Annotated in this window: 29 protein-coding genes; 12 read left to right on the top strand and 17 right to left on the bottom strand. The window is 69.5% G+C overall.

The window, feature by feature from the left end; genetic code table 11:
* Nucleotides 1–696, top strand: coding sequence for an alpha/beta fold hydrolase (locus LC438_RS08630; RefSeq protein WP_223586339.1), 696 nt, complete (start codon nucleotides 1–3; stop codon nucleotides 694–696).
* Nucleotides 697–699: 3 nt separating this feature from the next.
* Here LC438_RS08630 and LC438_RS08625 read toward each other — a convergent pair whose 3' ends face one another.
* Nucleotides 700–1,410 (bottom strand): beta-ketoacyl-ACP reductase, encoded by a 711-nt coding sequence (locus tag LC438_RS08625; RefSeq protein ID WP_223586338.1) that lies wholly within the window; start codon nucleotides 1,408–1,410, stop codon nucleotides 700–702.
* A gap of 135 nt (nucleotides 1,411–1,545) precedes the next feature.
* On the opposite strand from LC438_RS08625, the gene LC438_RS08620 reads away from it, so the two are divergent.
* Genes LC438_RS08620 through LC438_RS08605 form a run of 4 tightly spaced genes read left to right on the top strand, consistent with a single transcriptional unit; the run spans nucleotide 1,546 to nucleotide 3,547 of the window.
* Nucleotides 1,546–2,142 carry a DUF4190 domain-containing protein gene (locus LC438_RS08620; protein ID WP_105673008.1) on the top strand — a complete coding sequence of 199 codons (597 nt, stop codon included), beginning with the start codon at nucleotides 1,546–1,548 and terminating at the stop codon, nucleotides 2,140–2,142.
* A gap of 51 nt (nucleotides 2,143–2,193) precedes the next feature.
* Nucleotides 2,194–2,547: a DUF3099 domain-containing protein gene (locus LC438_RS08615; protein ID WP_105673007.1), complete on the top strand. Its 354-nt coding sequence runs from the start codon at nucleotides 2,194–2,196 to the stop codon at nucleotides 2,545–2,547.
* Entirely contained in the window at nucleotides 2,544–2,738 is a 195-nt protein-coding gene (locus LC438_RS08610) for a hypothetical protein (RefSeq protein WP_105673006.1), read from the top strand. Before LC438_RS08615 ends, LC438_RS08610 begins: the two co-directional genes overlap by 4 nt.
* Nucleotides 2,735–3,547: an SURF1 family protein gene (locus tag LC438_RS08605; protein ID WP_105673005.1), complete on the top strand. Its 813-nt coding sequence runs from the start codon at nucleotides 2,735–2,737 to the stop codon at nucleotides 3,545–3,547. The genes LC438_RS08610 and LC438_RS08605 overlap by 4 nt, the downstream gene beginning before the upstream one ends.
* A 4-nt stretch (nucleotides 3,548–3,551) precedes the next feature.
* On the opposite strand, the gene LC438_RS08600 is transcribed toward LC438_RS08605, so the two are convergent.
* The 5 genes from LC438_RS08600 to LC438_RS08580 form a co-directional block, all read right to left on the bottom strand.
* A complete protein-coding gene (locus tag LC438_RS08600) occupies nucleotides 3,552–4,283 on the bottom strand; it encodes a hypothetical protein (protein WP_223586337.1) in 732 nt (243 codons plus the stop codon).
* 76 nt (nucleotides 4,284–4,359) lie between these two features.
* A complete protein-coding gene (locus LC438_RS08595) occupies nucleotides 4,360–4,998 on the bottom strand; it encodes an HAD family hydrolase (RefSeq protein WP_223586336.1) in 639 nt (212 codons plus the stop codon).
* Complete coding sequence (locus LC438_RS08590; protein ID WP_223586335.1) at nucleotides 4,986–5,420, bottom strand: cupin domain-containing protein; 435 nt, start codon at nucleotides 5,418–5,420, stop codon at nucleotides 4,986–4,988. The genes LC438_RS08595 and LC438_RS08590 overlap by 13 nt, the downstream gene beginning before the upstream one ends.
* Nucleotides 5,417–6,001, bottom strand: coding sequence for a pyridoxamine 5'-phosphate oxidase family protein (locus LC438_RS08585; protein WP_223586334.1), 585 nt, complete (start codon nucleotides 5,999–6,001; stop codon nucleotides 5,417–5,419). The genes LC438_RS08590 and LC438_RS08585 overlap by 4 nt, the downstream gene beginning before the upstream one ends.
* A 59-nt stretch (nucleotides 6,002–6,060) precedes the next feature.
* Nucleotides 6,061–7,659 (bottom strand): ABC-F family ATP-binding cassette domain-containing protein, encoded by a 1,599-nt coding sequence (locus LC438_RS08580; RefSeq protein WP_223586333.1) that lies wholly within the window; start codon nucleotides 7,657–7,659, stop codon nucleotides 6,061–6,063.
* A gap of 164 nt (nucleotides 7,660–7,823) precedes the next feature.
* Between LC438_RS08580 and LC438_RS08575 the strand changes: the two genes are divergently transcribed.
* The 4 genes from LC438_RS08575 (at nucleotide 7,824) to LC438_RS08560 (ending at nucleotide 11,812) form a co-directional block, all read left to right on the top strand.
* Nucleotides 7,824–8,444 carry a DedA family protein gene (locus LC438_RS08575; protein ID WP_105672999.1) on the top strand — a complete coding sequence of 207 codons (621 nt, stop codon included), beginning with the start codon at nucleotides 7,824–7,826 and terminating at the stop codon, nucleotides 8,442–8,444.
* A gap of 4 nt (nucleotides 8,445–8,448) precedes the next feature.
* Complete coding sequence (locus LC438_RS08570) at nucleotides 8,449–9,648, top strand: sensor histidine kinase (protein WP_223586332.1); 1,200 nt, start codon at nucleotides 8,449–8,451, stop codon at nucleotides 9,646–9,648.
* The gene (locus tag LC438_RS08565; RefSeq protein ID WP_105672997.1) at nucleotides 9,645–10,316 is read left to right on the top strand and encodes a response regulator transcription factor; all 672 of its coding nucleotides are present in this window, start codon (nucleotides 9,645–9,647) and stop codon (nucleotides 10,314–10,316) included. The genes LC438_RS08570 and LC438_RS08565 overlap by 4 nt, the downstream gene beginning before the upstream one ends.
* 116 nt (nucleotides 10,317–10,432) lie before the next feature.
* A complete protein-coding gene (locus LC438_RS08560; protein ID WP_105672996.1) occupies nucleotides 10,433–11,812 on the top strand; it encodes an acyltransferase in 1,380 nt (459 codons plus the stop codon).
* Here the strand turns inward: LC438_RS08560 and LC438_RS08555 are convergent.
* The 3 genes from LC438_RS08555 to LC438_RS08545 are packed head-to-tail and all read right to left on the bottom strand — an operon-like array spanning nucleotide 11,698 to nucleotide 13,557.
* The gene (locus tag LC438_RS08555) at nucleotides 11,698–12,291 is read right to left on the bottom strand and encodes an energy-coupling factor transporter transmembrane component T (RefSeq protein WP_105672995.1); all 594 of its coding nucleotides are present in this window, start codon (nucleotides 12,289–12,291) and stop codon (nucleotides 11,698–11,700) included. The two genes, LC438_RS08560 and LC438_RS08555, sit on opposite strands and share 115 nt — an antisense overlap.
* Entirely contained in the window at nucleotides 12,288–12,980 is a 693-nt protein-coding gene (locus LC438_RS08550; protein ID WP_223586331.1) for an energy-coupling factor ABC transporter ATP-binding protein, read from the bottom strand. Before LC438_RS08550 ends, LC438_RS08555 begins: the two co-directional genes overlap by 4 nt.
* Nucleotides 12,970–13,557, bottom strand: coding sequence for a biotin transporter BioY (locus tag LC438_RS08545; RefSeq protein WP_105672994.1), 588 nt, complete (start codon nucleotides 13,555–13,557; stop codon nucleotides 12,970–12,972). The genes LC438_RS08550 and LC438_RS08545 overlap by 11 nt, the downstream gene beginning before the upstream one ends.
* A 94-nt stretch (nucleotides 13,558–13,651) precedes the next feature.
* Between LC438_RS08545 and LC438_RS08540 the strand changes: the two genes are divergently transcribed.
* The gene (locus tag LC438_RS08540) at nucleotides 13,652–14,230 is read left to right on the top strand and encodes a TetR family transcriptional regulator (protein ID WP_105672993.1); all 579 of its coding nucleotides are present in this window, start codon (nucleotides 13,652–13,654) and stop codon (nucleotides 14,228–14,230) included.
* Here the strand turns inward: LC438_RS08540 and LC438_RS08535 are convergent.
* The 7 genes from LC438_RS08535 to sufB all read right to left on the bottom strand — a co-directional run bounded on the left by LC438_RS08535 (nucleotide 14,193) and on the right by sufB (nucleotide 20,858).
* The gene (locus LC438_RS08535; protein ID WP_105672992.1) at nucleotides 14,193–15,563 is read right to left on the bottom strand and encodes an MFS transporter; all 1,371 of its coding nucleotides are present in this window, start codon (nucleotides 15,561–15,563) and stop codon (nucleotides 14,193–14,195) included. The genes LC438_RS08540 and LC438_RS08535 overlap by 38 nt on opposite strands.
* Nucleotides 15,560–16,714: a MalY/PatB family protein gene (locus LC438_RS08530; protein WP_223586330.1), complete on the bottom strand. Its 1,155-nt coding sequence runs from the start codon at nucleotides 16,712–16,714 to the stop codon at nucleotides 15,560–15,562. The genes LC438_RS08535 and LC438_RS08530 overlap by 4 nt, the downstream gene beginning before the upstream one ends.
* A gap of 86 nt (nucleotides 16,715–16,800) precedes the next feature.
* Nucleotides 16,801–17,130, bottom strand: a complete 330-nt coding sequence (locus LC438_RS08525) for a metal-sulfur cluster assembly factor (protein ID WP_105672990.1) — start codon at nucleotides 17,128–17,130, stop codon at nucleotides 16,801–16,803.
* 10 nt (nucleotides 17,131–17,140) lie between these two features.
* Nucleotides 17,141–17,911 (bottom strand): Fe-S cluster assembly ATPase SufC, encoded by a 771-nt coding sequence (sufC, locus tag LC438_RS08520; protein ID WP_105672989.1) that lies wholly within the window; start codon nucleotides 17,909–17,911, stop codon nucleotides 17,141–17,143.
* Complete coding sequence (locus tag LC438_RS08515) at nucleotides 17,912–18,238, bottom strand: non-heme iron oxygenase ferredoxin subunit (protein WP_105672988.1); 327 nt, start codon at nucleotides 18,236–18,238, stop codon at nucleotides 17,912–17,914.
* Nucleotides 18,235–19,440, bottom strand: coding sequence for a Fe-S cluster assembly protein SufD (sufD, locus tag LC438_RS08510; protein WP_105672987.1), 1,206 nt, complete (start codon nucleotides 19,438–19,440; stop codon nucleotides 18,235–18,237). The genes LC438_RS08515 and sufD overlap by 4 nt, the downstream gene beginning before the upstream one ends.
* On the bottom strand, nucleotides 19,440–20,858 hold the full coding sequence (gene sufB, locus LC438_RS08505) for a Fe-S cluster assembly protein SufB (protein WP_105672986.1): 1,419 nt from the start codon (nucleotides 20,856–20,858) through the stop codon (nucleotides 19,440–19,442). The genes sufD and sufB overlap by 1 nt, the downstream gene beginning before the upstream one ends.
* A 234-nt stretch (nucleotides 20,859–21,092) precedes the next feature.
* Here sufB and LC438_RS08500 point away from each other — a divergent pair, with 234 nt between their 5' ends.
* Both LC438_RS08500 and LC438_RS08495 read left to right on the top strand, forming a co-directional pair.
* Nucleotides 21,093–22,043, top strand: a complete 951-nt coding sequence (locus LC438_RS08500; RefSeq protein ID WP_105672985.1) for a heme A synthase — start codon at nucleotides 21,093–21,095, stop codon at nucleotides 22,041–22,043.
* 65 nt (nucleotides 22,044–22,108) lie between these two features.
* On the top strand, nucleotides 22,109–22,576 hold the full coding sequence (locus LC438_RS08495; protein ID WP_223586329.1) for a hypothetical protein: 468 nt from the start codon (nucleotides 22,109–22,111) through the stop codon (nucleotides 22,574–22,576).
* Here the strand turns inward: LC438_RS08495 and LC438_RS08490 are convergent.
* Complete coding sequence (locus LC438_RS08490) at nucleotides 22,522–23,427, bottom strand: heme o synthase (protein WP_105672983.1); 906 nt, start codon at nucleotides 23,425–23,427, stop codon at nucleotides 22,522–22,524. The genes LC438_RS08495 and LC438_RS08490 overlap by 55 nt on opposite strands.
* Nucleotides 23,428–23,452: the final 25 nt, after the last annotated feature.

The following is a 23,452-nucleotide window of genomic DNA, read 5'->3' as shown; positions in this document are numbered from 1 at the left end:
ATGGACATCATCCTCATCCCCGGTCTCTGGCTCGACGCGTCCAGTTGGAACGAGGTGGTCCCCGCCCTGGAAAGGGCGGGGCACCGCGTGCATCCCCTCACCATGCCCGGTGTCGGCGCACCGGCCTCCGAGTCCGCTGACATCGGCATCGCGGACTGGGTGGCGGCGGGCGTCGCAGCGGTCGACGCCGTGGACGGCCCCGTCGTGGTGGTCGGCCACAGCGGAGGCGGCAACGTCGCGTGGGGCGTCGTCGATGCGCGGCCCGATGCGGTGTCTCGCGTCGTCTTCGTCGACACGGTGCCGCCGCCGCCCGGCCAGGGGATCAGCGAGTTCGAGACGATCGACGGCGTCGTCCCCTTCCCCGGGTGGGACTTCTTCCCTCCCGAAGACGTCGACGATCTCGACGAGGCGACGAGGGCGCGCACGGCTCCCCTGGCGCTGAGCGTTCCGGCGCGGGTTCCGACCGATCCGATCGCGCTCTCCGCAGACGCCCGCTACCGCGTTCCCGCCACGCTCCTCATGGGAGGGCTCGACCAGGAGACCCTGGAGTCTCTGCTCGAGCAGTGGGGTCCGTACGCCGAGGAGTACCGCGCCATCGAAGACGCCGAGGTCGTGCGCATCGGGTCAGGACACTGGCCGCAGTTCTCCGTGCCCGAACGTCTCGCGGCGCTGATCAGCGCCGCGGCGTCGAGATGAGGGTCAGTGCCCCATCCCGAGACCGCCATCGACGGGGATGACGGCGCCGGAGATGTAGCCGGACTCGTCGCTCGCCAGCCAGGTGACGACGCCGGCGACCTCGTCGGGCGTCGCGAAGCGCCCGGCGGGGATGCTCGCCTTGTACTGCTTCTGCGTCTCTTCGGGCAGCTCCGCCGTCATGTCGGTCTCGATGAAACCCGGAGCCACGACGTTCGCCGTGATGCCGCGGCCACCCAGCTCGCGGGTGAGTGAACGGGCGAACCCGACCAGGGCGCTCTTGGACGCCGAGTAGTTGATCTGGCCGGCCGAACCGTAGAGACCGACGACGCTGGAGATGAGGATGACGCGGCCGAAGCGGGCGCGCAGCATTCCCTTCGAAGCCCGCTTGACGACGCGGAAGGAGCCGCCGAGATTGGTGGCGACCACGCTGTCGAAGTCGTCCTCGCTCATGCGGAGCAGCAGCGTGTCCTTGGTGATCCCGGCGTTCGCGACGACGATCTCGACAGGACCGAGCTTCTCCTCGACCTCGGTGAAGGCGGCGTCGATCGCAGCGGCATCCGTCACGTCGGCTCGGACGGTGAGTGTGCCCTCAGGCCCCTCGCCGCTGCGGACCGTGACCGCGACGCGGTAGCCGTCGCGGACGAATCGCTCGGCGATCGCTCGTCCGATGCCGCGGTTGCCTCCGGTGACGAGGACGACGCGCTGAGAACTCATTTTCACTCCTGATCCGGCCGGCTGGGTCCGTGGCCTGGTCGACATCGATCCTATCGATGATGCCGTGTGCGACCGGGATGACGTTTGACAGAACAACACGCGGCTGAAACGCTGAAGGCGACGAAAGGCTTCGACGTGAGCGACAACAGCATCCCCGGTCCTGCAGGCGAGCCGCAGCCGATCCAGCCTCCGGCAGCTCCGCCCGCTTCTCCGCCCCAGGCCTACCCGGCGGGCGCTCCCGGCCAGGCGTACCCCGGCGCGGCTCCCGCCTATCCCCCGGCTCAGCCCCCGTACGGCGCCCCCGCCGCTCCGCAGCCGTACGCGGCTCCGGCAGCCCCGCCCGCCTACGGCGCACCCGCGCCCCAGCAGCAGTACTACGCGTCGGTGCCCCCGACCCAGCCTGCCCCCGGGTATCCGTACGGCGCCCAGGGCTACACGGCTCCCCGTCCGAACAGCGGACTCGCGCTCACGTCGCTGATCTGCGGCATCGGCGGGCTCGTGCTGTTCTGGTTGTGGGCCCCCGTCGTCGCCTCCATCGTCGCCGTCATCACCGGCCACATGGCTCTGAAGCAGATCAAGAGCAACCCCGCCCTCGGCGGCCGAGGCATGGCCATCGCGGGACTCATCACGGGTTACGCCGGCATCGGGCTCCTCGTCGCGCAGATCGCGATCGTCCTGTTCGCGTTCTTGTTCTTCGGCGCCTTCTCCGTGCCGTTCCTCGTCAACAGCTGATCCCCTGCGGCGAGCTCCACAGCCTCCCCGGCGGCGTAGGCTTGATGCATCGTGAAGAACAAGCGTCTGGTGCCCGCCGTCACCTCCCTGCCGCAGTCGCCGCGGGACGAGGCCGACCATCGCGTGCGCCGCTACGCGCTCACGATGACGATCCGCGTGGTGTGCTTCGGACTGATGGCGCTGGTCCAGCCCTACGGGTGGTACACCTGGGTGTTCGGGATCGCGGCTGCCGTCCTCCCCTACATCGCGGTCGTGTTCGCGAACGCGGGCAGCGACAGCACGGAGACGACCGCCGAGTCGCCGGTGCAGGAGATCGAGGCGACGACTCGCCTGTCGGAGACCGTCGAGACGCCGTCCGAGACCCACATCATCACGATCCACGAACGTCGGCAGGACGAGGAGTGACGGCACTGGAGTGCTCGCGCGCCGGCTGCCGGAGCGCGGCGACGAAACAGGTCGTGTGGCGGAATCCGCGCATCCACGCGGCCGATCGCGAGAAGATCTGGCTCGCCTGCGATGACCACGCGGGGTTCCTGCACGACTATCTCGCGGCGAGGGACTTCCCCGTGACGATCAGAGACGGAGTCCCCGCATGAGCCAGCGGATGCTGCGCTGGACGGTGTACGTGCTCATCGCGATCGGATTCGCGATCGCGTGCGTCTTCCTGTCGCACTGGCAGTTCGATCGCAATGCCTCCCGCACCGAGCAGATCGCCCTCGTCGAGCAGAACTACGAGGCCGATCCCGTACCCCTGGACGATCTGATCGGATCCGACGGACGCTTCCACGCAGGCGACGAATGGCATCCGGTGACGCTGAACGGCTCGTATCTCACCGACCAGCAGCTGCTCGTCCGCAACCGCCCGCACGGAGGGACGGTCGCCTTCGAGATCCTGGTGCCGTTCCAGACCGGCGACGGCCGAGTCTTCATCGTCGATCGCGGGTGGGTCGCGCCCGGCGAGGGCGACACCCCGGACGCCGTTCCCGCACCGCCGCAGGGAGAGGTCGAGGTCGTCGTGCGGCTTCGACCGGGCGAGAGGCTCCCCGCGTCCGGCCGTGGAGCCGCCGAAGGCCAGGTGGCGACCATCCACCTGCCGACGGTGGCCGCGCTCGTCGGAGGCGACGATGTCGTGACCAGCGCCTACGGCCAGCTCGTCAGCGAGAAGCCGGCGGCCGCACCCCTCGGCACCTTCGACTCCCCCACCGACGACCCCGGCCCGCACCTGTCCTACGCGATCCAGTGGATCCTGTTCGCGATCATGGGCTTCATCTTCATCGGGTACATCATCCGCACCGAGATCGTGAAGCACCGCGAAGAGGTCGAGGGCATCCCGGTGAAGGAGAAGCGCAGGCGCAGCCGCGACCGTGACGCCGACATCGAAGACGAACTGCTCGACGCCCGCTGACCCGTCAGCCGTCCCACGCACGGACCCGACGGACGATCGCCGTCTTCGGATACTCGCCGGAGGGCGGCGCCGTCTCGAACAGATCGATCAGCAGGAACAGCGGGTACTCCGGCGCCTGGCGGATTCTGCGGAGGACGATCCCCTCGCATCCGATGATCGTCTCCCCCGCTCCCCAGATGACGGTCCACGTATGCGGAAGACCCGCGTCGAAGGGCAGCGTCACCTCGGCCATGTCGGTGGTCATCCGCGGGTCGTGATGCGCCTTCACGCCGGAGCGAGCGACCGTGGACGCGCCGATCGCGTCCGCATCGATCTCGAAGACGCAGATCTCTCCCGAGTCGTCGGCGGACAGATGCTCCGTTCCCACGAGCCAGGCCGCGAGCATGCAGCCGGGATCGTTGCTGGCGCTCACGGTGATGTCGATGCGGCCGTGATCCGGCGCGAACAGCAGCCTCGTCGGCGTCTCGGTGCGCACGACGAGACCATCGGGGCGGTGACGATGAGTCCCCCGCGCCGACCCCGTAGGGCCCGAGAACACACCGGTCTGGAGATTCGACACCCGAAGAGGCGCGTCCTCAGGACGCCAGTCGAGTTGATCCGCGTCGATACGCAGCTCCAGCCCGTCGCGGCTGTTCGCGTACCTCGCCTCCGACCGCTCAGGGACGGTCCACTGCGGGAGATAGTGCGCGACCCAGCGGGCGGGATCGACGCCCGTGGAGAAGTCGTCGTCGAACACCGGGGGCGAGGATGGCGGATCCGGCAACCGGACGTCTGTTGTGCGCACGGCACATGGTCTCACCGACCGCAGACATTCAGCCGGCGAGCAGCGGGATCAGCTCCTCCAGGGCGGCGATGCGCGTCCGCTCCTCCGGTGCGACCTGGTGTCCGCCGTCGAAATGCACGAAGGATGCTCCGAGGGCGTCCGCGATCTCCCGGTCATGATTGGTGTCGCCGATCATCAGCACCTCGTCGGCGTCGAGTCCCGACGAATCGAGCCAGCCCTGGATCGCATCGTGCTTGGACGCACGGAACGGATCGTCAATGGACAGCACGGCCTCGAACTCATCGGCGATGCCGTGCGGCGCCATCTGCGCGCTCAGGACGTCGGTCAGGGTCGCCGAGGCCAGGACCTGCCGGTGTCCGAGTCCGGCGACGGCCGCGATCGTGCGGTGCGCACCGGCGTGCAGCGAGGCCTCCCCCGAGCGCCGCGCGAGGAGCTCGAGGTATCTCCGGGCAGCCGGTTCGAACAGCGCGTCGCGGATGCCCAGGTCGGCGTAGAAGTCGCGGATCGGGAAGCGGAACGCCGAGCGGTAGGCCGCAGCATCCCCCAGCTCGTCGAGTCCGTGCTCCGACAGCACGCGGTTCATCACCTGTCGGCACAGGGCCGCGTCGTCGAGCAGCGTGCCGTTCCAGTCCCAGCAGACCGCGCGGACGCGCGTCAGTCCGTCCACGGCATCGGACGCTCGGGAAGACGGGAGCTGTCGTCCGGAAGGTGCGGCAGCTCCTCACCTCCGGCACGCACACAGAGCCAGCGCAGTTCGCCTGGGCTGTCTGGGCGTGCACGCCAGGTGCGGGCGACACCCTGCCCGACACGGATGACGGTGCCTGGTCCGACCTCGACGACATCATCGTCCAGGCCCATCTGGCCTCGCCCGCCGAGGAAGACGTAGACCTCCTCGACCTTCCGGTGCACGTGCCAGTACCCCGCCTCCTCGCCCGGCAGGAGCGCATTGGCCGTCATCCCGATGAACTGCATCGTGAGCTCGTGATCGACGACGCGACGACCGTCACGGGACCGCGCCTCGTCGAACCCGCCGAAGTGCCCCCGCCACTCGTCGAGCGCGCCGATCTCCGTCACCTGGTATCCGGTCATCGTCCGTCCTCCGTTCCTGCGCCGCTGCGGCTCCAGCCCGCGGCATCCCTCGTGTACACGATTCTCGCGTGACGCCGATCGCCCGACCCCTGCCAGAACTCGATGCGGTCGGGAACGAGACGCCAGAGCACCCAGTCGTCTGCGGCCACCCCGTCGCGTGCGGCAGCGGAGCGCGCAGCGAGATCAGCGGCGCTCTCTTCGGGACTCGCCTCCTCGACGCGTCCGCGGACGCGGACGGCACGGACCTGCGGCTGCCACCAGAAGTTCAGCGCCGCGACCGGACGCGCCGCCAGCTGCTCGCCCTTCGTCGAGGAGCGCAGCCCCGCGAACGCCCAGCCGCGCAGGGACACGTCCTTCAGGATGAGGGCGCGCGCATCGGGGATGCCCTCGGCGTCCACGGTCGCGAGCGTCATCACGTGCGGCTCCGGAACCCCCGCCGACACGGCGCACTCGAGCCACTCGAGGAACAGCGCGACCGGGTCGGTCGGGAGACCATCCAACGCGAGGACCGGAGCGCGTCCGGTCAGCGAGGCCAGCGCACGCAAGCGGTCGACGACGGGGGCGGGAGATTCCTTCGGCACGCCCCCAGACTACGACCGAGCGCCGACAGAGCACCCCGTGCGGCCGACGACGGGTCAGGTCACGCGAGCTCGATGAGGTCCTGGTACTCCTGGCTCCAGATGTCCTCGACGCCGTCGGGCAGGATCAGCACGCGCTCGGGGTTGAGCGACTGCACGGCGCCGGGGTCGTGCGAGACGAGCACCACGGCGCCCTCGTAGTGCGCGAGCGCGCCGAGGATCTCCTCGCGGGAGGCGGGGTCGAGGTTGTTCGTCGGCTCGTCGAGCAGCAGCAGGTTCGCCGACGACACGACCAGGGTCGCGAGCGACAGACGCGTCTTCTCGCCTCCGGAGAGCACGCCGGCCGGCTTCAGCACGTCGTCGCCCGTGAAGAGGAACGAACCGAGGACCTTGCGCGCCTCGGTCTCGGTGATGTGCGGAGCGGCCGAGACCATGTTCTCGAGCACCGAACGGCTCACATCGAGGTTCTCGTGCTCCTGGGCGTAGTAGCCGACCTTCAGACCGTGGCCCGGTTCGAGCTGCCCGGTGTCGGGCTGGTCCACGCCCGCGAGCATCCGCAGCAACGTCGTCTTGCCCGCGCCGTTCAGGCCCAGGACGACGACCTTGGATCCGCGGTCGATCGCGAGGTCGACGTCGGTGAAGATCTCCAGCGAGCCGTACGACTTCGACAGACCGCTCGCCATCATGGGCGTCTTGCCGCAGGGCGCCGGCTTCGGGAACCGGAGCTTGGCGACGCGGTCCTCCTGGCGCACCTCATCCAGACCGGCGAGCAGCTTCTCGGCGCGTGCGATCATCTGGTGAGCGGCGGCGGCCTTGGAGGCCTTGGCGCCGAAGCGCGCGGCCTGCTGCTGCAGGGTCGTCGCCTTCTTCTCCGCGTTCGCGCGCTCCTTCTTGCGACGCTCCTCGTCGGCGGCGCGCTGGCGGAGGTAGTTCTTCCAGTTCATGTTGTAGGCGTCGATGACCTGACGGTTGGCATCGAGGTAGAACACGCGGTTCACGGTCTCGCCGACGAGCTCGACGTCGTGGCTGATGACGATCAGCCCGCCCTTGTAGTTCTTCAGGAACTCGCGGAGCCACACGACACTGTCGGCGTCGAGGTGGTTGGTGGGCTCGTCGAGGATCATCGTCTCGGCATCCGAGAAGAGGATGCGCGCGAGCTCGATGCGGCGGCGCTGACCGCCGGACAGGGTCTTGAGGGGCTGATCGAGGATCCGATCGGGAAGCGAGAGGTTGTTCGCGATGGACGCCGCCTCGGCCTCGGCCGCGTAGCCGCCCTGCCCCTCGAACTCCTCGGTGAGCCTGGCGTAGCGCTTCATCGCCTTCTCGGCGACGGCCGGGTCGTCCGAGCCCATCGCGACCGTGGCCTCGGCCATGCCGAGCGCCAGCGTCCCGAGGCCGCGAGCGTCGAGGATGCGCGTGCGTGCGAGCATCTCCGGGTCGCCCGAGCGGGGGTCCTGCGGCAGATAGCCGAGCTCGCCCGAGCGCGTGACGCTGCCGCCGGACGGGAGCACGTCTCCGGCGAGCACCTTCGTCAGAGTGGTCTTGCCGGCGCCGTTGCGCCCGACCAGACCGATCTTGTCTCCATCGGAGACGCGGAACGAGACATTCTCCATGAGCAGGCGTGCGCCAATGCGGATTTCGAGTTCGTGCACGGCAAGCACAGCGGGATGTCCGTTCGTTCGGGGTGGGAGGCGGCCGATGGGCCAGCCTCCCAGTATAAACCGGCACGCTCATCGAGCATTCCCAGGAAGATCACCCCACAGGGTGACGAGGACGATACCGCGGGTGGATGCCGTCCGATGCGCCCGCTTCCTAGCGTGGAGGGGTGGACGTCATCAACGAGATCATCATGCAGACCGTCGCCTCTCCCTGGCTCTACGTCGTGCTCTTCGCCGTGACGATCATCGACGGCTTCTTCCCACCGGTGCCCAGCGAGACCGTGCTCGTCGCCGCGGCGGCGGTCGCCGCCTCCTCCGGCCAGATCGCGACCCTGTGCGCCCTCGGCGTCATCGCGGCCGTCGGAGCGGCGATCGGCGACAACATCGCCTTCGCGATCGGGCGTCGCGTCGGCACCACCCGCTTCTCCTGGATGAGACGACCGCGCATCCAGGCCGCGTTCGCCCACGCCCAACGCGCGCTGGATCGACGCAGCGCCGCGCTCATCCTCGGGGCGCGGTACATCCCGGTCGGCCGGGTCGCGGTCAACATGTCGGCGGGGGCGCTCGGGTTCCCGTGGCGTCGCTTCGTGCCGCTCAGCATCGTCGCCGGCATCAGCTGGAGCGCCCTGAGCATCGCGATCGGGCTGTTGGCGGGGGCCTGGATCAAGGACCAGCCGCTCCTCAGCGCGGTCATCGGGGTCGCCGTGGCGCTGTCGATCGGGATCGTGATCGACAGGATCGCCTCGTCACGGCGTCGCCGCGAAAGCGCTCTGCAGCTGGCAGGATGACAGCATGGCCCGCCGCCTCCGTCTCCCCCGCATCAGTGCCCGCACCGGCGCGCTGATCGGCGTGTCCGCGGCGTCGGTCGCGCTGTTCGCCGTCCTGGTCTCCCTGCACGCGACGATCTACGGCACCCTGCTGCCGCTGGTGTTCATCCTCGGGGCCGCGATCTGCGCCGCCCCTCTTCTCTCGCTGACCCGCCCCCTGACCGCGATCGCGATGTTCTGCGGCGGCGCGTTCGCACTCCCCCTGCTGGTCTCCGCGTCCGGCGGCCCCGCGGCGCCCTGGCCGTGGTCGGTGCCCGCCATGCTCGCCTTCGTGCTGTTCGTCGGCGTCGTGACCTTCCGTCACGGCGCCCGCATCGGCGCCTACCCGCTCGTGATCGGCATGATCGGATCCCTCGCGGTCCCCCTGCTCCGCCCCGACGTCCATGCGGGCAACGCCGCGACCGCGAATCTCATCGTGACGGCATCCGTCGCCTGCGGCGGCTACCTGATCGCGATGCTCGCGGCCGGCAGGCTGCACGTCGCTCAGGAGCTGTCGCGCGAGAGGGAGCACTCGGCCCTCGAGCAGTCTCGCCGGGCGCTCATGGAGGAGCGCACGCGCATCGCCAGGGAGCTGCACGACGTCATCGCGCACAGCATGTCGGTGATCCAGGTGCAGGCCTCGACGGCCCGCTACCGCCTGCCGGGCATCGGCGCGGAGGCGACCACGGAGTTCGAGAGCATCGCAGCGACGGCCCGCACCTCGCTGATGGAGATGAGAAGGATGCTCGGCGTGCTGCGCACCGAGGATCAGAGCGCCGAGCTCGCTCCGCAGCACGACATCGAGGACATCCCCGGGCTGGTCGACAGCATCCGTCGGGCCGGGGTCACCGTGGGACTGGAGATCACCGGGGCGACGTCCACGGCCCCGGTGGCGGTGCAGATCGCGGCCTACCGCATCGTGCAGGAGGGACTGAGCAACGCCGTCAGGCACAGCCCGGGCGCCCCCGTCGCGGTGCGGTTGCAGACAGACCACGGCGCGCTCCGCATCCGCGTCTCCAACCCGGCGGCACGCACCGAGGGCCCTGCCGGCGCCGGACACGGTCTGCGCGGCATGCGCGAGCGCGCGGAGCTCCTCGGCGGATCCCTCACCGCAGGCCATCAGGACGACGGCAGCTGGTCCGTCATCGCCGAGCTGCCCCTCGACCTCGCACAGGAGACCCCATGACGATCAACGTCCTCATCGCCGACGACCAGGCCATGGTCCGGGCGGGGTTCGCCGCGCTCCTCGACGCCCACGACGGCATACGTGTCGCCGGGCAGGCCGCCAACGGCGCGGAGGCGGTCGCGATGTCGGCCCGGCTCGACCCCGACGTCATCCTGATGGACGTGCGGATGCCGGAGCTCGACGGCATCGAGGCGACGCGCCGCATCCTCGGTCCCGGCTATCCCGCGGCTCACGTTCCGCGCATCCTGATGCTGACCACGTTCGACATCGACGACTACGTGTACGACGCCCTCGAGGCCGGAGCGAGCGGGTTCCTGTTGAAGGACGCTCTGCCCGAGGAGCTCGTGCACGCCGTACGCGTCGTGGCAGGGGGCGACGCGCTGCTGGCCCCGAGCGTGACCCGGCGGCTGATCGAGCAGTTCTCCAGCCGCAGACCGCGTGCTCCCCGCGCCGCCACGGCCCTCTCCGACCTGACCGACCGCGAGCGCGAGGTGCTCGTGCTGATCGGTCGAGGGCGCTCCAACAGCGAGATCGCGGCCGACCTCTTCATCGCGGAGCAGACCGTCAAGACCCACGTCGGCAAGGTGCTCGCCAAGCTCGGGCTGCGTGACCGCGTGCACGCCGTCATCCTCGCGTATGACGCGGGCCTCGTCGAACCCGCGTCCTGACGTCCGTCATGCCGCTGTCTCACCCCACGGTAGGGGGCGAGAACGGCACCGCGGGGTGATGCCTCGCCACTCGCCGGCTCCATAGTCTCCTGGGACACCGCTCCCGAGGAGGACCCATGAGCACCGTTCAGACACCGCCCGCCGTCGCATCGTCGGCCGTACCGCGGAGCACCCGCGACACGGGGATCGATCTGCTCCGCGCGCTGTGCGTGACCGGGGTCGTGCTGCTCCACTCGATCATGGTGGGTGTGACGGTCTCAGGAACGGACCCCGTGTTCGCGAACGCCGCGGAAGGCTCCTGGTGGATCGTCCCGGTGAGCTGGATGCTGCAGGTGATGCCGCTCTTCTTCATCATCGGCGGATTCGCCGGCGTCATCGCGTACCGCAGGCAGCGCGAGCGCGGAGGAACCGCCACGGCCTTCGTCGCCGCCAGGGTGCACCGCCTCCTGCGCCCCGCCGTCTTCGCGATCGGCCTGGTCGGTGCGGCTCTCGCGGTGCTCGCTCTCTCGGGCGTCCCCGCCGACCTCATCGCGATCGCCGGATTCCGCTACGGGCAGCCGCTGTGGTTCCTCGGCGTCTTCCTGCTCTGCCAGGCGCTGCTGCCCGCGCTGTCGGCGGCCCATGACCGGGCTCCGCTGCGCACCCTCGGCGCGCTCGCCGCAGCGGCCCTCGTCGTGGACGGCATCCGCGCGGCGACCGGCATCGACGGCATCGGATTCGTGAACCTCGCCTTCGTGTGGATGGCTCTGCAGCAGCTCGGATTCTTCTTCGCCGACGGCTCGATCGATGCCCTGAGCCGCCGCGTACGGAAGGGCGTCGCCGTCGGCGCCGCCGCGCTCCTGGTCCTCTCCTTCGCGACCGGGGTGTACTCCCCCGACCTCATCGCGAACATCAACCCGCCCACGGGCGCCCTCCTGCTCGTCGGCGCGGTGCACCTCAGCCTCGTCTCCCTGTTCCGCGATCGCATCTCGGCGTTCAGCCGTGGGGCGCGCGCGGCCGCGTTCAGCTCCTTCGTGAACGGACGCACCATGACGATCTACCTGTGGCACATGCCCGTGCTGCTCGTGATGGCCGGGGCCTCGGCGATGGTCGCCCTGGGCACCGGAATGGCGCTCCCCGAACCGAGCAGCACCCTCTGGTGGCTCGGACGGCCGCTCTGGCTCGCCACCGCTCTGGCTCTCACGGCGCTGGTCGCGCTCGCCCTCACGCGGTTCGAGACCGCAGCGGCGCCCTCTCCCTCGATCTCGGGGCGCGGAGTCGCCGCAGCGACGCTGATCGGTCTGTGCGGGGTCGTGCTCCTGCTCGTCGCGGGGACCTCCGTCCTGACCGCGGCCATCGCGGTGGGCGCGCTGCTGATCGCGCTGCGTCTCGCCCGCGCTGCTCAGCCGAGCCCGCGCGCCGCCAGCGCATCGCCCACATCGTCGGCATGGCGCAGCGTCCGCACCATGAGCGGAACGATCCAGCGGATGCCGAGTCTCGCCCCCCGCGCGCGCTGAGCCTCGCGCACCTGATCGGCGAAACCCGCGACGACGGGGACCATGGTGATCGCCAGCGACACCGTCATCGCCACGGCCTCGACGTCCACTCCGCAGCGACGGAGCGGCCGGAGCGCCGCATGGAGCACCGCCAGCAGCTCCCCCATCCTCGTCGTCAGGGTGAGCAGCCCGGCCAGCAGCACCAGCGCGACGACACGTCCGGTGTTGATCCAGGCGGTGAGCGGCCCGACGAAGATCCACAGCGCGGCGCCCAGCACGAGCACGATCCACCGGAGGCGCCAGAGCTCGGCGGCAGGCACGATCGGCGGGAACCGCGCGAGTCCGTACAGGGAGAACACCGACGCCAGAGCGACCCCGATGATCCACGGGTCCGGAGGGGCGAGGGACAGCGCGACGGCGGTCGCAGCGAGTACGGCGAGCTTCACCGCTGCGGGGAGCCGGTGCACGGCACTCGTGCCAGGGCGATAGAGCTGGATCATCCGCACATCCGCCGATACGTCGGGATGAGCTCGTCAGGATCGCCCACGTCCACCAGGCGGCCGTCGGCGAAGAGCACCGCCGCATCGCATCGCCCCGCGAGCTCGAGGTCGTGGGTGACGACGACCACCTGAGCCTCCAGGGACAGCAGCAGATCGCCGACACGGCGCGCGTTGCGCAGATCGAGCAGGGTCGTCGGCTCATCGGCCACCACGAGCGCCGGCTCGGTGATCAGCACCGAAGCGAGGGCCAGCAGCTGCTTCTGCCCTCCCGACAGCGCCGATGCGGGAACGTCGGCGTGACCGGCGAGCCCGTGCTCGGCCAGCGCCTCCGTCACCCGACGGTCGATCTCGGGCCGAGGAAGGCCGCGGAGCGACAGCGCCACATCCTCGGCGGGTGTCGGCATCAGGATCTGCGCCTGCGGATCGGTGAACACGAAGCCGACCCGGCGGCGGAGCGCCGCGCGGTCGCGCGAGGAGTCGAGGCCGTGCACCGACACCCGCCCCGTCGACGGGGAGACGAGTCCGTTCAGCAGCCGGGCGAAGGTCGACTTGCCCGAGCCGTTCGCCCCGATCACCGCGATCCGCGGCGCGTCCATCGCGAGGCTGACCTCCGAGAGGATGCGCCGGCCGTCGCGCTCGACCGAGACCCGGTCGAGCGCGACGGTTCGCAGATCGGTCTCAGGCCGCACGCGCCCGCGTCCGCTCGAGCCGGATGGAGCCGCCGAAGGCCGGCGGGTACGCCCTGGCCAGCGCCAGGGTCAAGGCGGTGGCCGCGGCCGCCTTCAGCAGGTCCCCGGGGAGGAAGACCACCGTCGATGCCGCCGTGGGGAGAAGATCGACGCCGAGCACGAGCGACTGCACGGGGATGCCGAACAGGTAGACAACGAGGATGCCGCCGACGACCGTGCCGATGGCTGTGCGCCACCAGGTCAGCCGTCCGCTGCGGACGATGAGGCCGATCACGATGACGCCGAAGATCCAGCCCAGCATGTAGCCGGCGGTCGGCCCCACGAACACGCCGAGGCCTCCCCGCCCGCCCGCGAGCACGGGGAGTCCGATCGCTGCGAGCACCAGGACCAGGAGCACGGCGAGCGGTCCTCTGCGGGGTCCGAGCACCGTGCCGGCCAGCATGACTCCCAGGGTCTGCGCGGTGATCGGGACTCCGCCGGGCAGCGGGATCGTGACCGTTCCGAGGACGATGATGAGCGCGGCGAAGATCGCGATGCGCGCGAGATCACGGCCGAGATCGCGGGGGGCGTCGGTCATGGGTTTCCTTCCGTCGGGGTTCAGGGGTCTCGGTCGGGAGCCGATCCACTTCCTGAACACTGTTCACTTGAACGGTGTTCACTATAGTGGGGTCATGAGCCCCGACCACAACTCCGTCCGCCACGACCGTGACGGGGTCGCCAGCGCGGCGCTCGCCCTGCTCGACGAGGTCGGGCTCGCCGATCTGTCGATGAGACGCATCGCCGGACGGCTGGACATCCAGCCGAGCGCGCTGTACTGGCACTTCCAGAGCAAGCAGGAGCTCCTCGCGGTCCTCGCCGACCGCATCACGGCCGGGATCCCCCGCGACGACGCCGACGTGCTCACGATCGCGCGGAGCATCCGCGACGCGCTCTTCGCGTACCGCGACGGCGCCGAGCTCGTGCTCAGCACCTACGCGCTGCGCCTGGGGTCCTCCTACGCACAGACGGCTCTCGAAACGGCTCTCAGAGGCCTGCCCGATGCGCGGGATCGCGCCACCGCCATCCTGCACTTCGTGCTCGGTCACTCCACGCTCGTGCAGCAGCGCATGCACGCAGACAGTCACGGCGCGGCGAACACGGTCGACGAGATCGACGTCACGGCCGGACTCGACCTCGTCTTCGACCTCGGCGTCCGTGCACTCGCCGGAGAGGTCAGCGCAGCGGCGTCTCCGCCGCGTGACCGAGTCTGAGACCGGGCACCACAGCCACCACCGCCAGCGCGATCCCGAAGACGAACACCGCGCCGAAGGCGCCGGCGCCCCCGCCCAGCGTCGCGACTCCCAATCCGGCGAGGGCGATCGCGACGGCGGAGCCGGTCGAGTCCGCGATCGACAGCGCCGAGGAGTTGAAACCCTGGTTGGTCTCATCGGAGTACGCGAGCGTCAAGACCGTGAGGCGCGGATAGAGGAGCCCCATGCCGCCGCCCGCGAAGCCCCATCCGACGATCACGAGAACCGGCGAGAGGCCGAGCAGCGCGGCCGAGAGCACGCACAGCAGCGCCAGCACGATGAGCCCGGTGCTGATCACCGCGATCCTGCGATTGCCGAGCCGCTCCCCGAACCGACCCTGCAGCTCAGAGGCTCCGGCCCACGCGAACGCCGAGAGCATGAGGCCGACGCCGGCCCAGGTCGCCGTGAACTCGAAGCGCTCCATGAGCAGGTACGGCACGTACGCCTCGGAGGCGAAGAACGCTCCGGAGGCGATCCCGCGCATCAGGACGACGCTGGGCAGTCCGCGCCGCGACCGCAACGTTCCCCGCGGCAGCAGCGGCAGCACCGCGAACCCGATCAGCAGCACCGCGCCCGCTGCGACCGGCCAGCCGATACCCGGCTCCATCTCGGCAGCGAATCCGACGAGAACGGCGAGCACGGCGACGACGACGGCGAGCAGGAGCCGAGTGACGAGCGCCCGTCGATCCTGCGGCTCACCGTGGCCGAGGTCGACTCCGCGCAGACGGACCGCGATGGTCAGGAAAGCCGCAGCGGTGAGCACAGCCACTCCGAGGAACGTCCAGCGCCAGTCGACGTACTCCGCGACGGCGCCGGCCAGGAACGGACCGATCATCGACGGCACGACCCAGGCCGCCGCGAAGGCCGCGAACACCTTGCCGTGCAGCTGCGACGGATAGAGCCGCGCGACCACGACGTAGAGCGCGACCGTCTGACCACCCGTGCCGAGCCCCTGCACGAGCCGCCCGATCAGGAACTGGTGCATCGTGACGGCGAAGCCCGAGATCAACAGCCCCAGGATGAACAGCGAGACCGCGACGTAGAGGGCGCCTCGCGGACCCCGCGCATCAGACCAGGCGCCCGCGGCGACCATGCCGATCACACTCGTCGCCAGCGTGCCGGCGAACGCGACCGCGTACAGCGACTGGCCGTCGAGCGCGTCGCTCACGACCGGCATCACCGTCGTCACGGCGAGAGCCTCGATGGCCCCGAGGAAGATCAGTGCGATGGCGCCGACGGTGACCCAGATGCGTTCGCGGTCCCAGATCGAAGCGGCGGTCGCGGTCTCCGTCATCGGCCCACGAGCGCGGCGATGCGCTCGACGGCCTCGGTGAGGATCTCGGGATTCGTGCCGAAGTTCAACCTCACGAACCCCTCCCCCTCTGCACCGAAGGTCGATCCGGCGTTCAACGCCACCTTCGCGTCCTTGAGGATGCGGCGGGCGGGGCTGTCGCCGAGTCCGAGGCGGGAGACGTCGATCCACGCCAGGTAGCCCGCATCGGGGATGCGATAACGGGCGCCGGGCAGGAGCCGTGCGAGGAGGTCCTCCAGCAGCACCCGATTGCGGTCGAGGGTGCGCACGAGACCGTCGAGCCACTCGTCGCTCTCCTCGCCGAACGCGGCGACGGCGGCGAGGAGCCCCAGCTGCCCTGTGCGCCAGACGACCTCGATCGGCAGCGAGCGGAGCACCGCCGTCGTCGCGTCGTCGGCGGTGACCATCAGCGCGCACTTGAGGCCCGCCAGGTTGAACGCCTTGCTGGCGCTGACGACCGCGTAGCCGACGCGCTGGGCGACCGGACTCACCGAGAGGAACGGCGTGAACCCGGTGCCGGGCTGCGCGAGCAGCGCATGGATCTCATCCGACACCACCGCGGCGTCGAACTCGTCCGCGAGGTCCGCGAGCGCGGCCAGCGCGTCGCGGTCGTGCACGGTACCGGTCGGGTTGTGCGGGTTGCACAGCAGGATCGCCCGCGCGCCGTCCTCGAAGGCAGAGCGGATGCCGTCGAGGTCGAGCTCCCAGGCGGTGCCGGTGTCGCGGAGCGGCACCCGTTCCACCTCGGCTCCCGCTTCCTCCACGAGGTCGTAGAACGGCGGGTAGACGGGCGGCGTCACGATCACGCGCTCGCCCGGCTGCACGACGCGACGGAGGATCTCGACGATCCCCATGCTGACATCGGCCGTGGACCGCAGGCGCGCCGGGTCCACCTCCCAGTCGAAGCGGCGCTTCGCGAACGCGGCGAAGGTCTCGGCCAGCGGGCCCCGCGACGCGATGTACCCGGTGTCGCCCGTCTCGATCGCGCGCTGCAGCGCCGCCTGCACCGTCGGCGCCAGCGGGAAGTCGGTCTCCGCCACGAACAGCGGCAGGACGTCGGCGGGATACTCCCGCCACTTCTCGCTGGTGCGCTCACGGAGCTCGCTCAACGGCAGCGCTTCGACCTCGACCATGTTCCTCCGGGCTTCCCCTCGCTGGTGCGCGCTCGGCGATGAGGCACGAGCGCGTCGGCCGCCGCGCGGCAGTGCGCCGATCCGCGTCAGATCGCGAAGCCGAGCGCGCGCATCATGTCGCGTCCGTCGTCGGTGATCTTCTCGGGACCCCACGGCGGCATCCACACCCAGTTGATGCGGAAGCGATCGACGACGTTGTCCAGCGCCTGGGCCGTCTGGTCCTCGAGGACGTCGGTGAGCGGGCACCCGGCGCTGGTCAGCGTCATGTGGATGACGAGAGCGTCGTTCTCGTCATCCCAAGCGAGATCGTAGATGAGGCCGAGGTCGACGACGTTGATCCCGAGCTCGGGATCCATGACGTCCTTGAGCGCCTCGGTGACCTCGTCGTACTTCTCGTCCGTGAGGGTCGCTGTCATGGCTGTCAGCCTACGCCTCGACGGGAGCCGTGGGGTCGAGGAAGCGGTCGTAGCCCTCTTCCTCGAGACGGTCGGCGAGCTCGGGGCCGCCCTCCTCCACGATCTTGCCCGCGACGACCACGTGCACGAAGTCGGGGCGGATGTAGCGGAGGATGCGCGTGTAGTGCGTGATCAGCAGCACGCCGAGACCGGTGGCCTCCTTGGCGCGGTTGACGCCCTCGGAGACGATCTTCAGCGCGTCGACGTCGAGACCGGAGTCGGTCTCGTCGAGGACGGCGAACTTCGGCTTGAGCACCTCGAGCTGGAGGATCTCGTGGCGCTTCTTCTCGCCACCGGAGAAGCCCTCGTTGACGTTGCGCTGCGCGAACTTCGGGTCCATGCGCAGGTTCGACATCGCCTGCTTGACGTCCTTGGTCCAGCTGCGGATCGCGGGGGCCTCGCCGTCGAGCGCGGTCTTCGCCGTGCGCAGGAAGTTGGTCACCGTGACGCCGGGGATCTCGACCGGGTACTGCATCGCGAGGAACAGACCGGCGCGGGCGCGCTCGTCCACGCTCATCTCCAGGACGTCCTGGCCGTCGAAGGTGATGGAGCCGGAGGTCACCGTGTACTTCGGGTGACCGGCGATCGTGTACGCGAGGGTCGACTTGCCCGAGCCGTTGGGGCCCATGATGGCGTGGGTCTCACCCGTGTTCATCGTGAGGGTGATTCCGTTGAGGATCGGGGTGGTCCCCGCCTCCGTCTCGACCGTCACGTGGAGGTCGCGGATTTCGAGAACAGACATTCAAACTTCCTTTGTCACAGTCGGATCGATGAGCACGTCGTCGCCGTCGATCTCGACGACGTAGACCGGGACGGGCTCGAAAGCGGGGAGATTCTGGGGCTTGCCGGTGAGCAGCGAGAACGCCGAGCCATGAGCCCAGCACTCGACGGTGTCGCCCTCGACGAAGCCCTCGGAGAGGGAGATGTCACCGTGCGTGCAGGTGTCTCCGATGGCGTGGATCACGCCATCGGAGTCCTTGATGACGGTGATCGGCACGCCGGCGGGGTCGACCCGCAGCGGCATGTCGGTCTCGAGGTCGGCGACGCCGCAGACGCGCTCGGCGCTCACGCGGTCACCGCCGCGAGCTCCGTCTCGATCGTCGCGAGCAGCTCGGTCTCGAGCGCCGGGATGCCGAGGCGCTGGACGATGTCGCTGAGGAAGCCGAGCACCACCAGGCGCCGCGCCTCCTCCTCGGAGATGCCGCGGGCCTGCAGGTAGAACAGCTGCTCGTCGTCGAAACGTCCCGTCGCGCTGGCGTGGCCGGCGCCGAGGATGTCGCCCGTCTCGATCTCGAGGTTCGGGATCGAGTCGGCGCGCGCGCCCTCGGTGAGGACCAGGTTGCGGTTCGCCTCGTAGGAGTCGGTGCCGGTCGCGTTCGCGCCGATCAGCACGTCGCCGATCCAGACGCTGTGCGCTCCCTCGCCCTGCAGCGCGCCCTTGTAGAGGACGTCGCCCTTGGTGTGGGCGCCCTTGTGGTGCAGGTAGACCTGGCTCTCCAGGTGCTGACCGGCATCCGCGTAGGAGAGGCCGTAGAGGTACCCCTCCGAGCCGTTGCCCGCGAGCTCGACGTTCGGGTTCACCCGGACCAGAGCGCCGCCGAAGCTGATCACGAAGTGCTTGAGGGTCGCGTCCGCGCCCACGCGGGCCTGGTGCGCCGACGTGTGGATCGCGTCGTCCTGCCACTGCTGCAGGCTCACGACGGTGAGCCTGGAGCCGTCGCGGGCGATGATCTCGACGTTCTGCGAGTACTGCGCCGAGCCGGAGTGCGCGAGGACCACGGTCGCGGAGCTGTGCTCGAGCGCCTCGATCACGATGTGCGCATCGGCGCGGAGCCCGGCGCCGAGGCCGGTCACCTGCACGAGGATGGGCTCGGCGACCTCCTCCTCGCGCGGGATGCGGATGTGCAGAGCCTCGGCGGCGCCCTGCCAGGCGACGGCGGCCGTGATGTCCTCCGCGAGGAAGACCTCGCCGCGCGGAGCGTCGCCCGCAGCGAGCGGAGCCGCGACGTACTCCTCACCCGCGGGGAAGGCGTAGCTGACGCCGTCGTTGGGCGCGGCGACCTCGAAGAGCGGCTTCAGTTGCGCGACCGGGGTGTGCTTCCAGTTGACCTCGCGGCCCGAGGGCGCGCCGAAGTCGGTCGGATCAAAGGAGTGCGGACGCTCTGAGCGGGTCTGCACCGGGACGAAACCGGCGTCGGCCACCTGGGCGGCCGGGTCGATGTGCGCGTTCGTGTGCTGCGCCTCTGCGGGCGCGGTCGTAGGGGCCGTCACTAGCCGACCGATCCTTCCATGCCCATCTCGATGAGCTTGTTCAGTTCCATCGCGTACTCCATGGGCAGCTCACGCGCGATCGGCTCGATGAAGCCGCGCACGATCATCGCCATCGCCTCGTCCTCGGGCATGCCGCGGGACTGCAGGTAGAAGAGCTGCTCCTCGCTGACCTTCGAGACCGTGGCCTCGTGACCCAGCTGGACGTCGTCGACGCGGATGTCGATCGCAGGGTAGGTGTCGCTGCGGGACTTCGTGTCGACGAGCAGCGCATCGCAGCGCACGGTGTTCGCGGAGTGGTGCGCGGCGGCATCCACCCGCACCTCGCCGCGGTAGCCGGCGCGACCGCCGCCACGGGCGATCGACTTCGAGACGATCGACGACTGCGTGTACGGCGCCATGTGGATCATCTTGGCGCCGGCGTCCTGGTGCTGGCCGGGGCCCGCGAAGGCGACCGAGAGGGTCTCGCCCTTGGCGTGCTCGCCCATCAGGTAGATCGACGGGTACTTCATCGTCACCTTGGAGCCGATGTTGCCGTCGACCCACTCCATGGTCGCGCCCTCGTGGGCGACGGCGCGCTTGGTGACGAGGTTGTAGACGTTGTTCGACCAGTTCTGGATCGTCGTGTAGCGCACGCGGGCGTTCTTCTTCACGATGATCTCGACGACGGCCGAGTGCAGCGAGTCCGACTTGTAGATCGGAGCCGTGCAGCCCTCGATGTAGTGGACGTAGCTGTCCTCGTCGGCGATGATCAGGGTCCGCTCGAACTGGCCCATGTTCTCGGTGTTGATGCGGAAGTAGGCCTGCAGCGGGATCTCCACGTGAACGCCCTTGGGGACGTACACGAACGAGCCGCCGGACCAGACGGCCGTGTTCAGCGCCGCGAACTTGTTGTCGCCGGCGGGGATCACGGTGCCGAAGTACTCCTCGAAGAACTCGGGGTGCTCGCGCAGCGCGGTGTCGGTGTCCATGAAGATGACGCCCTGCTCCTCCAGGTCCTCGCGGATCTGGTGGTAGACGACCTCGGACTCGTACTGCGCGGCCACGCCGGCGACGAGCCGCTGGCGCTCGGCCTCGGGGATGCCGAGACGCTCGTAGGTCTCGCGGATCTCCGCGGGGAGCTCCTCCCACGACTGCGCCTGCTTCTCCGTGGAGCGCACGAAGTACTTGATGTTGTCGAAGTCGATGTCGCTGAGGTCGGCGCCCCAGGTCGGCATCGGCTTGCGTCCGAAGAGCTGATAGCCCTTGAGGCGCGTCTTCAGCATCCATTCGGGTTCGTCCTTGAGGGCAGAGATGCCTCGGACGACCTCTTCGGAGATGCCGCGCTTCGCCACGGCTCCCGCGGCGTCGGCATCGTGCCAGCCGAACTCGTACACCCCCAGACCGTCAAGCTCCGGGCGGTCGATCAGCACATCCGACATCACACACTCTCCTTATTGGGCCTCAACGGTGTCATCCGCCCCGACACACCTGATCCCCGTCGAGTCTGCGGGAGCGGGTGCCGCTGGTGGGGCCCTCATCACCGGCGCTTCCATCGCGCCTAAACTGTCAGGGATGCGTTCCGCGGTCACGCGGGCATCCCAACACCCCGATTCTACAGGTTCCCTCAGACGTGCGGGCCGTCATGTCCGCGTCACGGGGGTTCCGGAGGACCCATGCCCGACACCGCCACCGCCGACTCCCCCGCAACGAGGACCGGTTTTCTGTCCCGCGTCCATGATTGGCTGCCCTCCGAGATCGGCCGCCGACTGACCGTCGCGGCCTGGCTGTCTTTCCTCGCCGAGGTCATCATCATCGGCACCGGAGGGGCCGTACGCCTCACCGGTTCGGGGCTCGGCTGCTCACAGTGGCCGCTGTGCACGCCCGAGTCGCTCGTGCCGACGCCCGAGCAGGGCATCCACGGCATCATCGAGTTCGGCAACCGCACCATGACCGGAGTGGTCGGCCTCCTCGCACTCGCCGTGGTGTTCTTCGTCCTCCGCTTCCGCGCCCGGCGTCGCGACCTCTGGGTGCTCTCCCTCGTTGTGCTCGGCGGCATCGTGATGCAGGCCGTCGTGGGCGGCATCACGGTGTGGACGGGCCTGAATCCGTTCATCGTCGGCTTCCACTACGTGTCGTCGCTGCTGCTGGTGTGCATCACCGCGGCGTTCCTCGTTCGCCTGTACGCGGTCCCCGGACCGCGCGAGAAGGCGGTGCCCGCCTGGTTCGCGATCCTCTCGCACGTGACCGGCCTCGCCCTCGCCGTCACGATCGTCTTCGGCGTGCTGACCACGGGTTCCGGCCCGCACTCCGGCGACGCAGAGGTGCTCCGTCACGGCTTCGACGCCACCGTCCTCGCGCACGTGCACTCGTGGCCGGGCTACATCCTCGCCGGACTCGTCGCGGTGCTGACGATCTCCGCCTGGGCGCTGCGCCTCGAACCCCGCAGATGGCTGCTCGTCCTCGTAGCGGCGATCCTCGTGCAGGTCGGGGTCGGCGTGTGGCAGGCCCGCGAAGGGCTTCCGGAGATCCTCGTCGGCATCCACATGGTGCTCGCCGCCCTGTCGGCGGCGACCTACACCGTCGTGGTGCTCCACCTCAAGCGCCCCGCATCGCCGCGATCCTGATGCGCCCAGCCGACGCATAGACGGCACATCGGAGACGCAACAGAAGCTGCGTCATGGTGGGCGGCATGAAAAAGTCACTCACGCACAGCATCGGCTTCTGGCTCCTCCTGCTCGTCTCCCTCGTCGCCGCGGCGGTCGGCGGATGGATCATCTCGGGCCAGCTGAGCACGATGACCTCGACGCTGCTCGACGGCACCGCCACCGGAGTCGAGGTCTACGTCGGACAGTCGCTCATCGTGTTCGGCGCTGCGCTCGTCGGCGCCGGCGTGCTCGGGACCCTGATCGCGCTCGCGCTCGTCGCCGTGCAGGCGATCCTTCCGGCGTCGCAGCCGGTCGCCGTCGAGGCCATCGACTGGAGCGCTCAGAGCGCGCCCGCAGAGGACGTCGCGTCGGCAGAGCCCGAGGCCGTGGAGCCTGAGTCGGTCGTCGATCCCGAGGCTGTCGCGGAGACCGCGTCAGAGGACTCCGCGACCGAGGATCAGAACGGGAGCAGCGGGTCGATCGCGACCGCGACGAAGATCAGCGTCAAGTAGGTGATCGAGGCGTGGAAGACCCTCATCGGACGCGCCTCGGTCCCCCGCACCGCACGGTTGTACAGGCGGTGCGACTCGTAGATGAACCAGCCGCCGAAGACGAGCGCGGAGACGGTGTAGACGAGCCCCATGCTCGCGATCGGCACGAGCAGCAGTGAGCAGGCGACGGTCGCCCACGCGTAGAGGATGACCTGGAGTCCGACCTGCGACGCGTTGCGGGTGACGCCGAGCATGGGGACGTCGACGTCGTCGTAGTCGTCCTTGTACTTCATGGAGAGCGGCCAGTAGTGCGGCGGCGTCCAGAGGAAGATCAGGGCGAAGAGGATGAAGGCCGGCCAGTCCAGGGAGCCGGTCACGGCCGCCCAGCCGATCAGCACGGGGAAGCATCCGGCGATGCCGCCCCACACGATGTTCTGCTCCGTGCGGCGCTTGAGGATCATCGTGTAGATCACGACGTAGAAGAAGATGGCGGATGCCGAGAGCACCGCGGCCAGCCAGTTCGTCGTCACGTACAGCCACACCGTCGAGAGGACGGCGAGGGTCCATGAGAACACGAGCGCACCGCGCGGCGTGATCTCGCCGGTGACGAGCGGCCGGTTCTCGGTGCGGTGCATGTGCGCGTCGATGTCGCGATCGAGGTACATGTTGAACGCCGCTGCGGAGCCTGCGCTCATGGAGCCGCCGATCACCGTCGCAAGGACGAGCCACAGGTTCGGCAGGCCGCCCTGAGCGAGGAACATCACCGGGACGGTGGAGACCAGGAGGAGTTCGAGCACGCGCGGCTTCGTGAGGGCGACGTAGGCCTTCACCGTACGACCGACGGACTTCTTCGCAACGGTCTGATCAGACATCGTCGAGATCTCGATCGCCTCCTCC

This window comes from Microbacterium sp. OVT16B (assembly GCF_019969705.1).
GTDB classification, from domain to species: Bacteria; Actinomycetota; Actinomycetes; order Actinomycetales; family Microbacteriaceae; genus Microbacterium; species Microbacterium natoriense.
The sequence above is the reverse complement of the archived record's forward strand: the minus strand, read 5'-3'. Positions and strand labels throughout refer to the sequence as shown.

Bases quoted from the DNA above. Each gene is read 5' to 3' on its own strand.
- LC438_RS08530 (WP_223586330.1), bottom strand. From the start codon at position 16,714: ATGGTCGAGGTCGAAGCGCTGCCGTTGAGCGAGCTCCGTGAGCGCACC.
- LC438_RS08535 (WP_105672992.1), bottom strand. From the start codon at position 15,563: ATGACGGAGACCGCGACCGCCGCTTCGATCTGGGACCGCGAACGCATC.
- LC438_RS08545 (WP_105672994.1), bottom strand. From the start codon at position 13,557: ATGACCGACGCCCCCCGCGATCTCGGCCGTGATCTCGCGCGCATCGCG.
- LC438_RS08560 (WP_105672996.1), top strand. From the start codon at position 10,433: ATGAGCACCGTTCAGACACCGCCCGCCGTCGCATCGTCGGCCGTACCG.
- LC438_RS08570 (WP_223586332.1), top strand. From the start codon at position 8,449: ATGGCCCGCCGCCTCCGTCTCCCCCGCATCAGTGCCCGCACCGGCGCG.
- sufB (WP_105672986.1), bottom strand. From the start codon at position 20,858: ATGTCGGATGTGCTGATCGACCGCCCGGAGCTTGACGGTCTGGGGGTG.
- LC438_RS08630 (WP_223586339.1), top strand. From the start codon at position 1: ATGGACATCATCCTCATCCCCGGTCTCTGGCTCGACGCGTCCAGTTGG.
- LC438_RS08495 (WP_223586329.1), top strand. From the start codon at position 22,109: ATGAAAAAGTCACTCACGCACAGCATCGGCTTCTGGCTCCTCCTGCTC.
- LC438_RS08625 (WP_223586338.1), bottom strand. From the start codon at position 1,410: ATGAGTTCTCAGCGCGTCGTCCTCGTCACCGGAGGCAACCGCGGCATC.
- LC438_RS08590 (WP_223586335.1), bottom strand. From the start codon at position 5,420: ATGACCGGATACCAGGTGACGGAGATCGGCGCGCTCGACGAGTGGCGG.
- LC438_RS08525 (WP_105672990.1), bottom strand. From the start codon at position 17,130: ATGACAGCGACCCTCACGGACGAGAAGTACGACGAGGTCACCGAGGCG.
- LC438_RS08565 (WP_105672997.1), top strand. From the start codon at position 9,645: ATGACGATCAACGTCCTCATCGCCGACGACCAGGCCATGGTCCGGGCG.
- LC438_RS08490 (WP_105672983.1), bottom strand. From the start codon at position 23,427: ATGTCTGATCAGACCGTTGCGAAGAAGTCCGTCGGTCGTACGGTGAAG.
- sufC (WP_105672989.1), bottom strand. From the start codon at position 17,911: ATGTCTGTTCTCGAAATCCGCGACCTCCACGTGACGGTCGAGACGGAG.
- LC438_RS08500 (WP_105672985.1), top strand. From the start codon at position 21,093: ATGCCCGACACCGCCACCGCCGACTCCCCCGCAACGAGGACCGGTTTT.
- LC438_RS08555 (WP_105672995.1), bottom strand. From the start codon at position 12,291: ATGATCCAGCTCTATCGCCCTGGCACGAGTGCCGTGCACCGGCTCCCC.
- LC438_RS08605 (WP_105673005.1), top strand. From the start codon at position 2,735: ATGAGCCAGCGGATGCTGCGCTGGACGGTGTACGTGCTCATCGCGATC.
- LC438_RS08540 (WP_105672993.1), top strand. From the start codon at position 13,652: ATGAGCCCCGACCACAACTCCGTCCGCCACGACCGTGACGGGGTCGCC.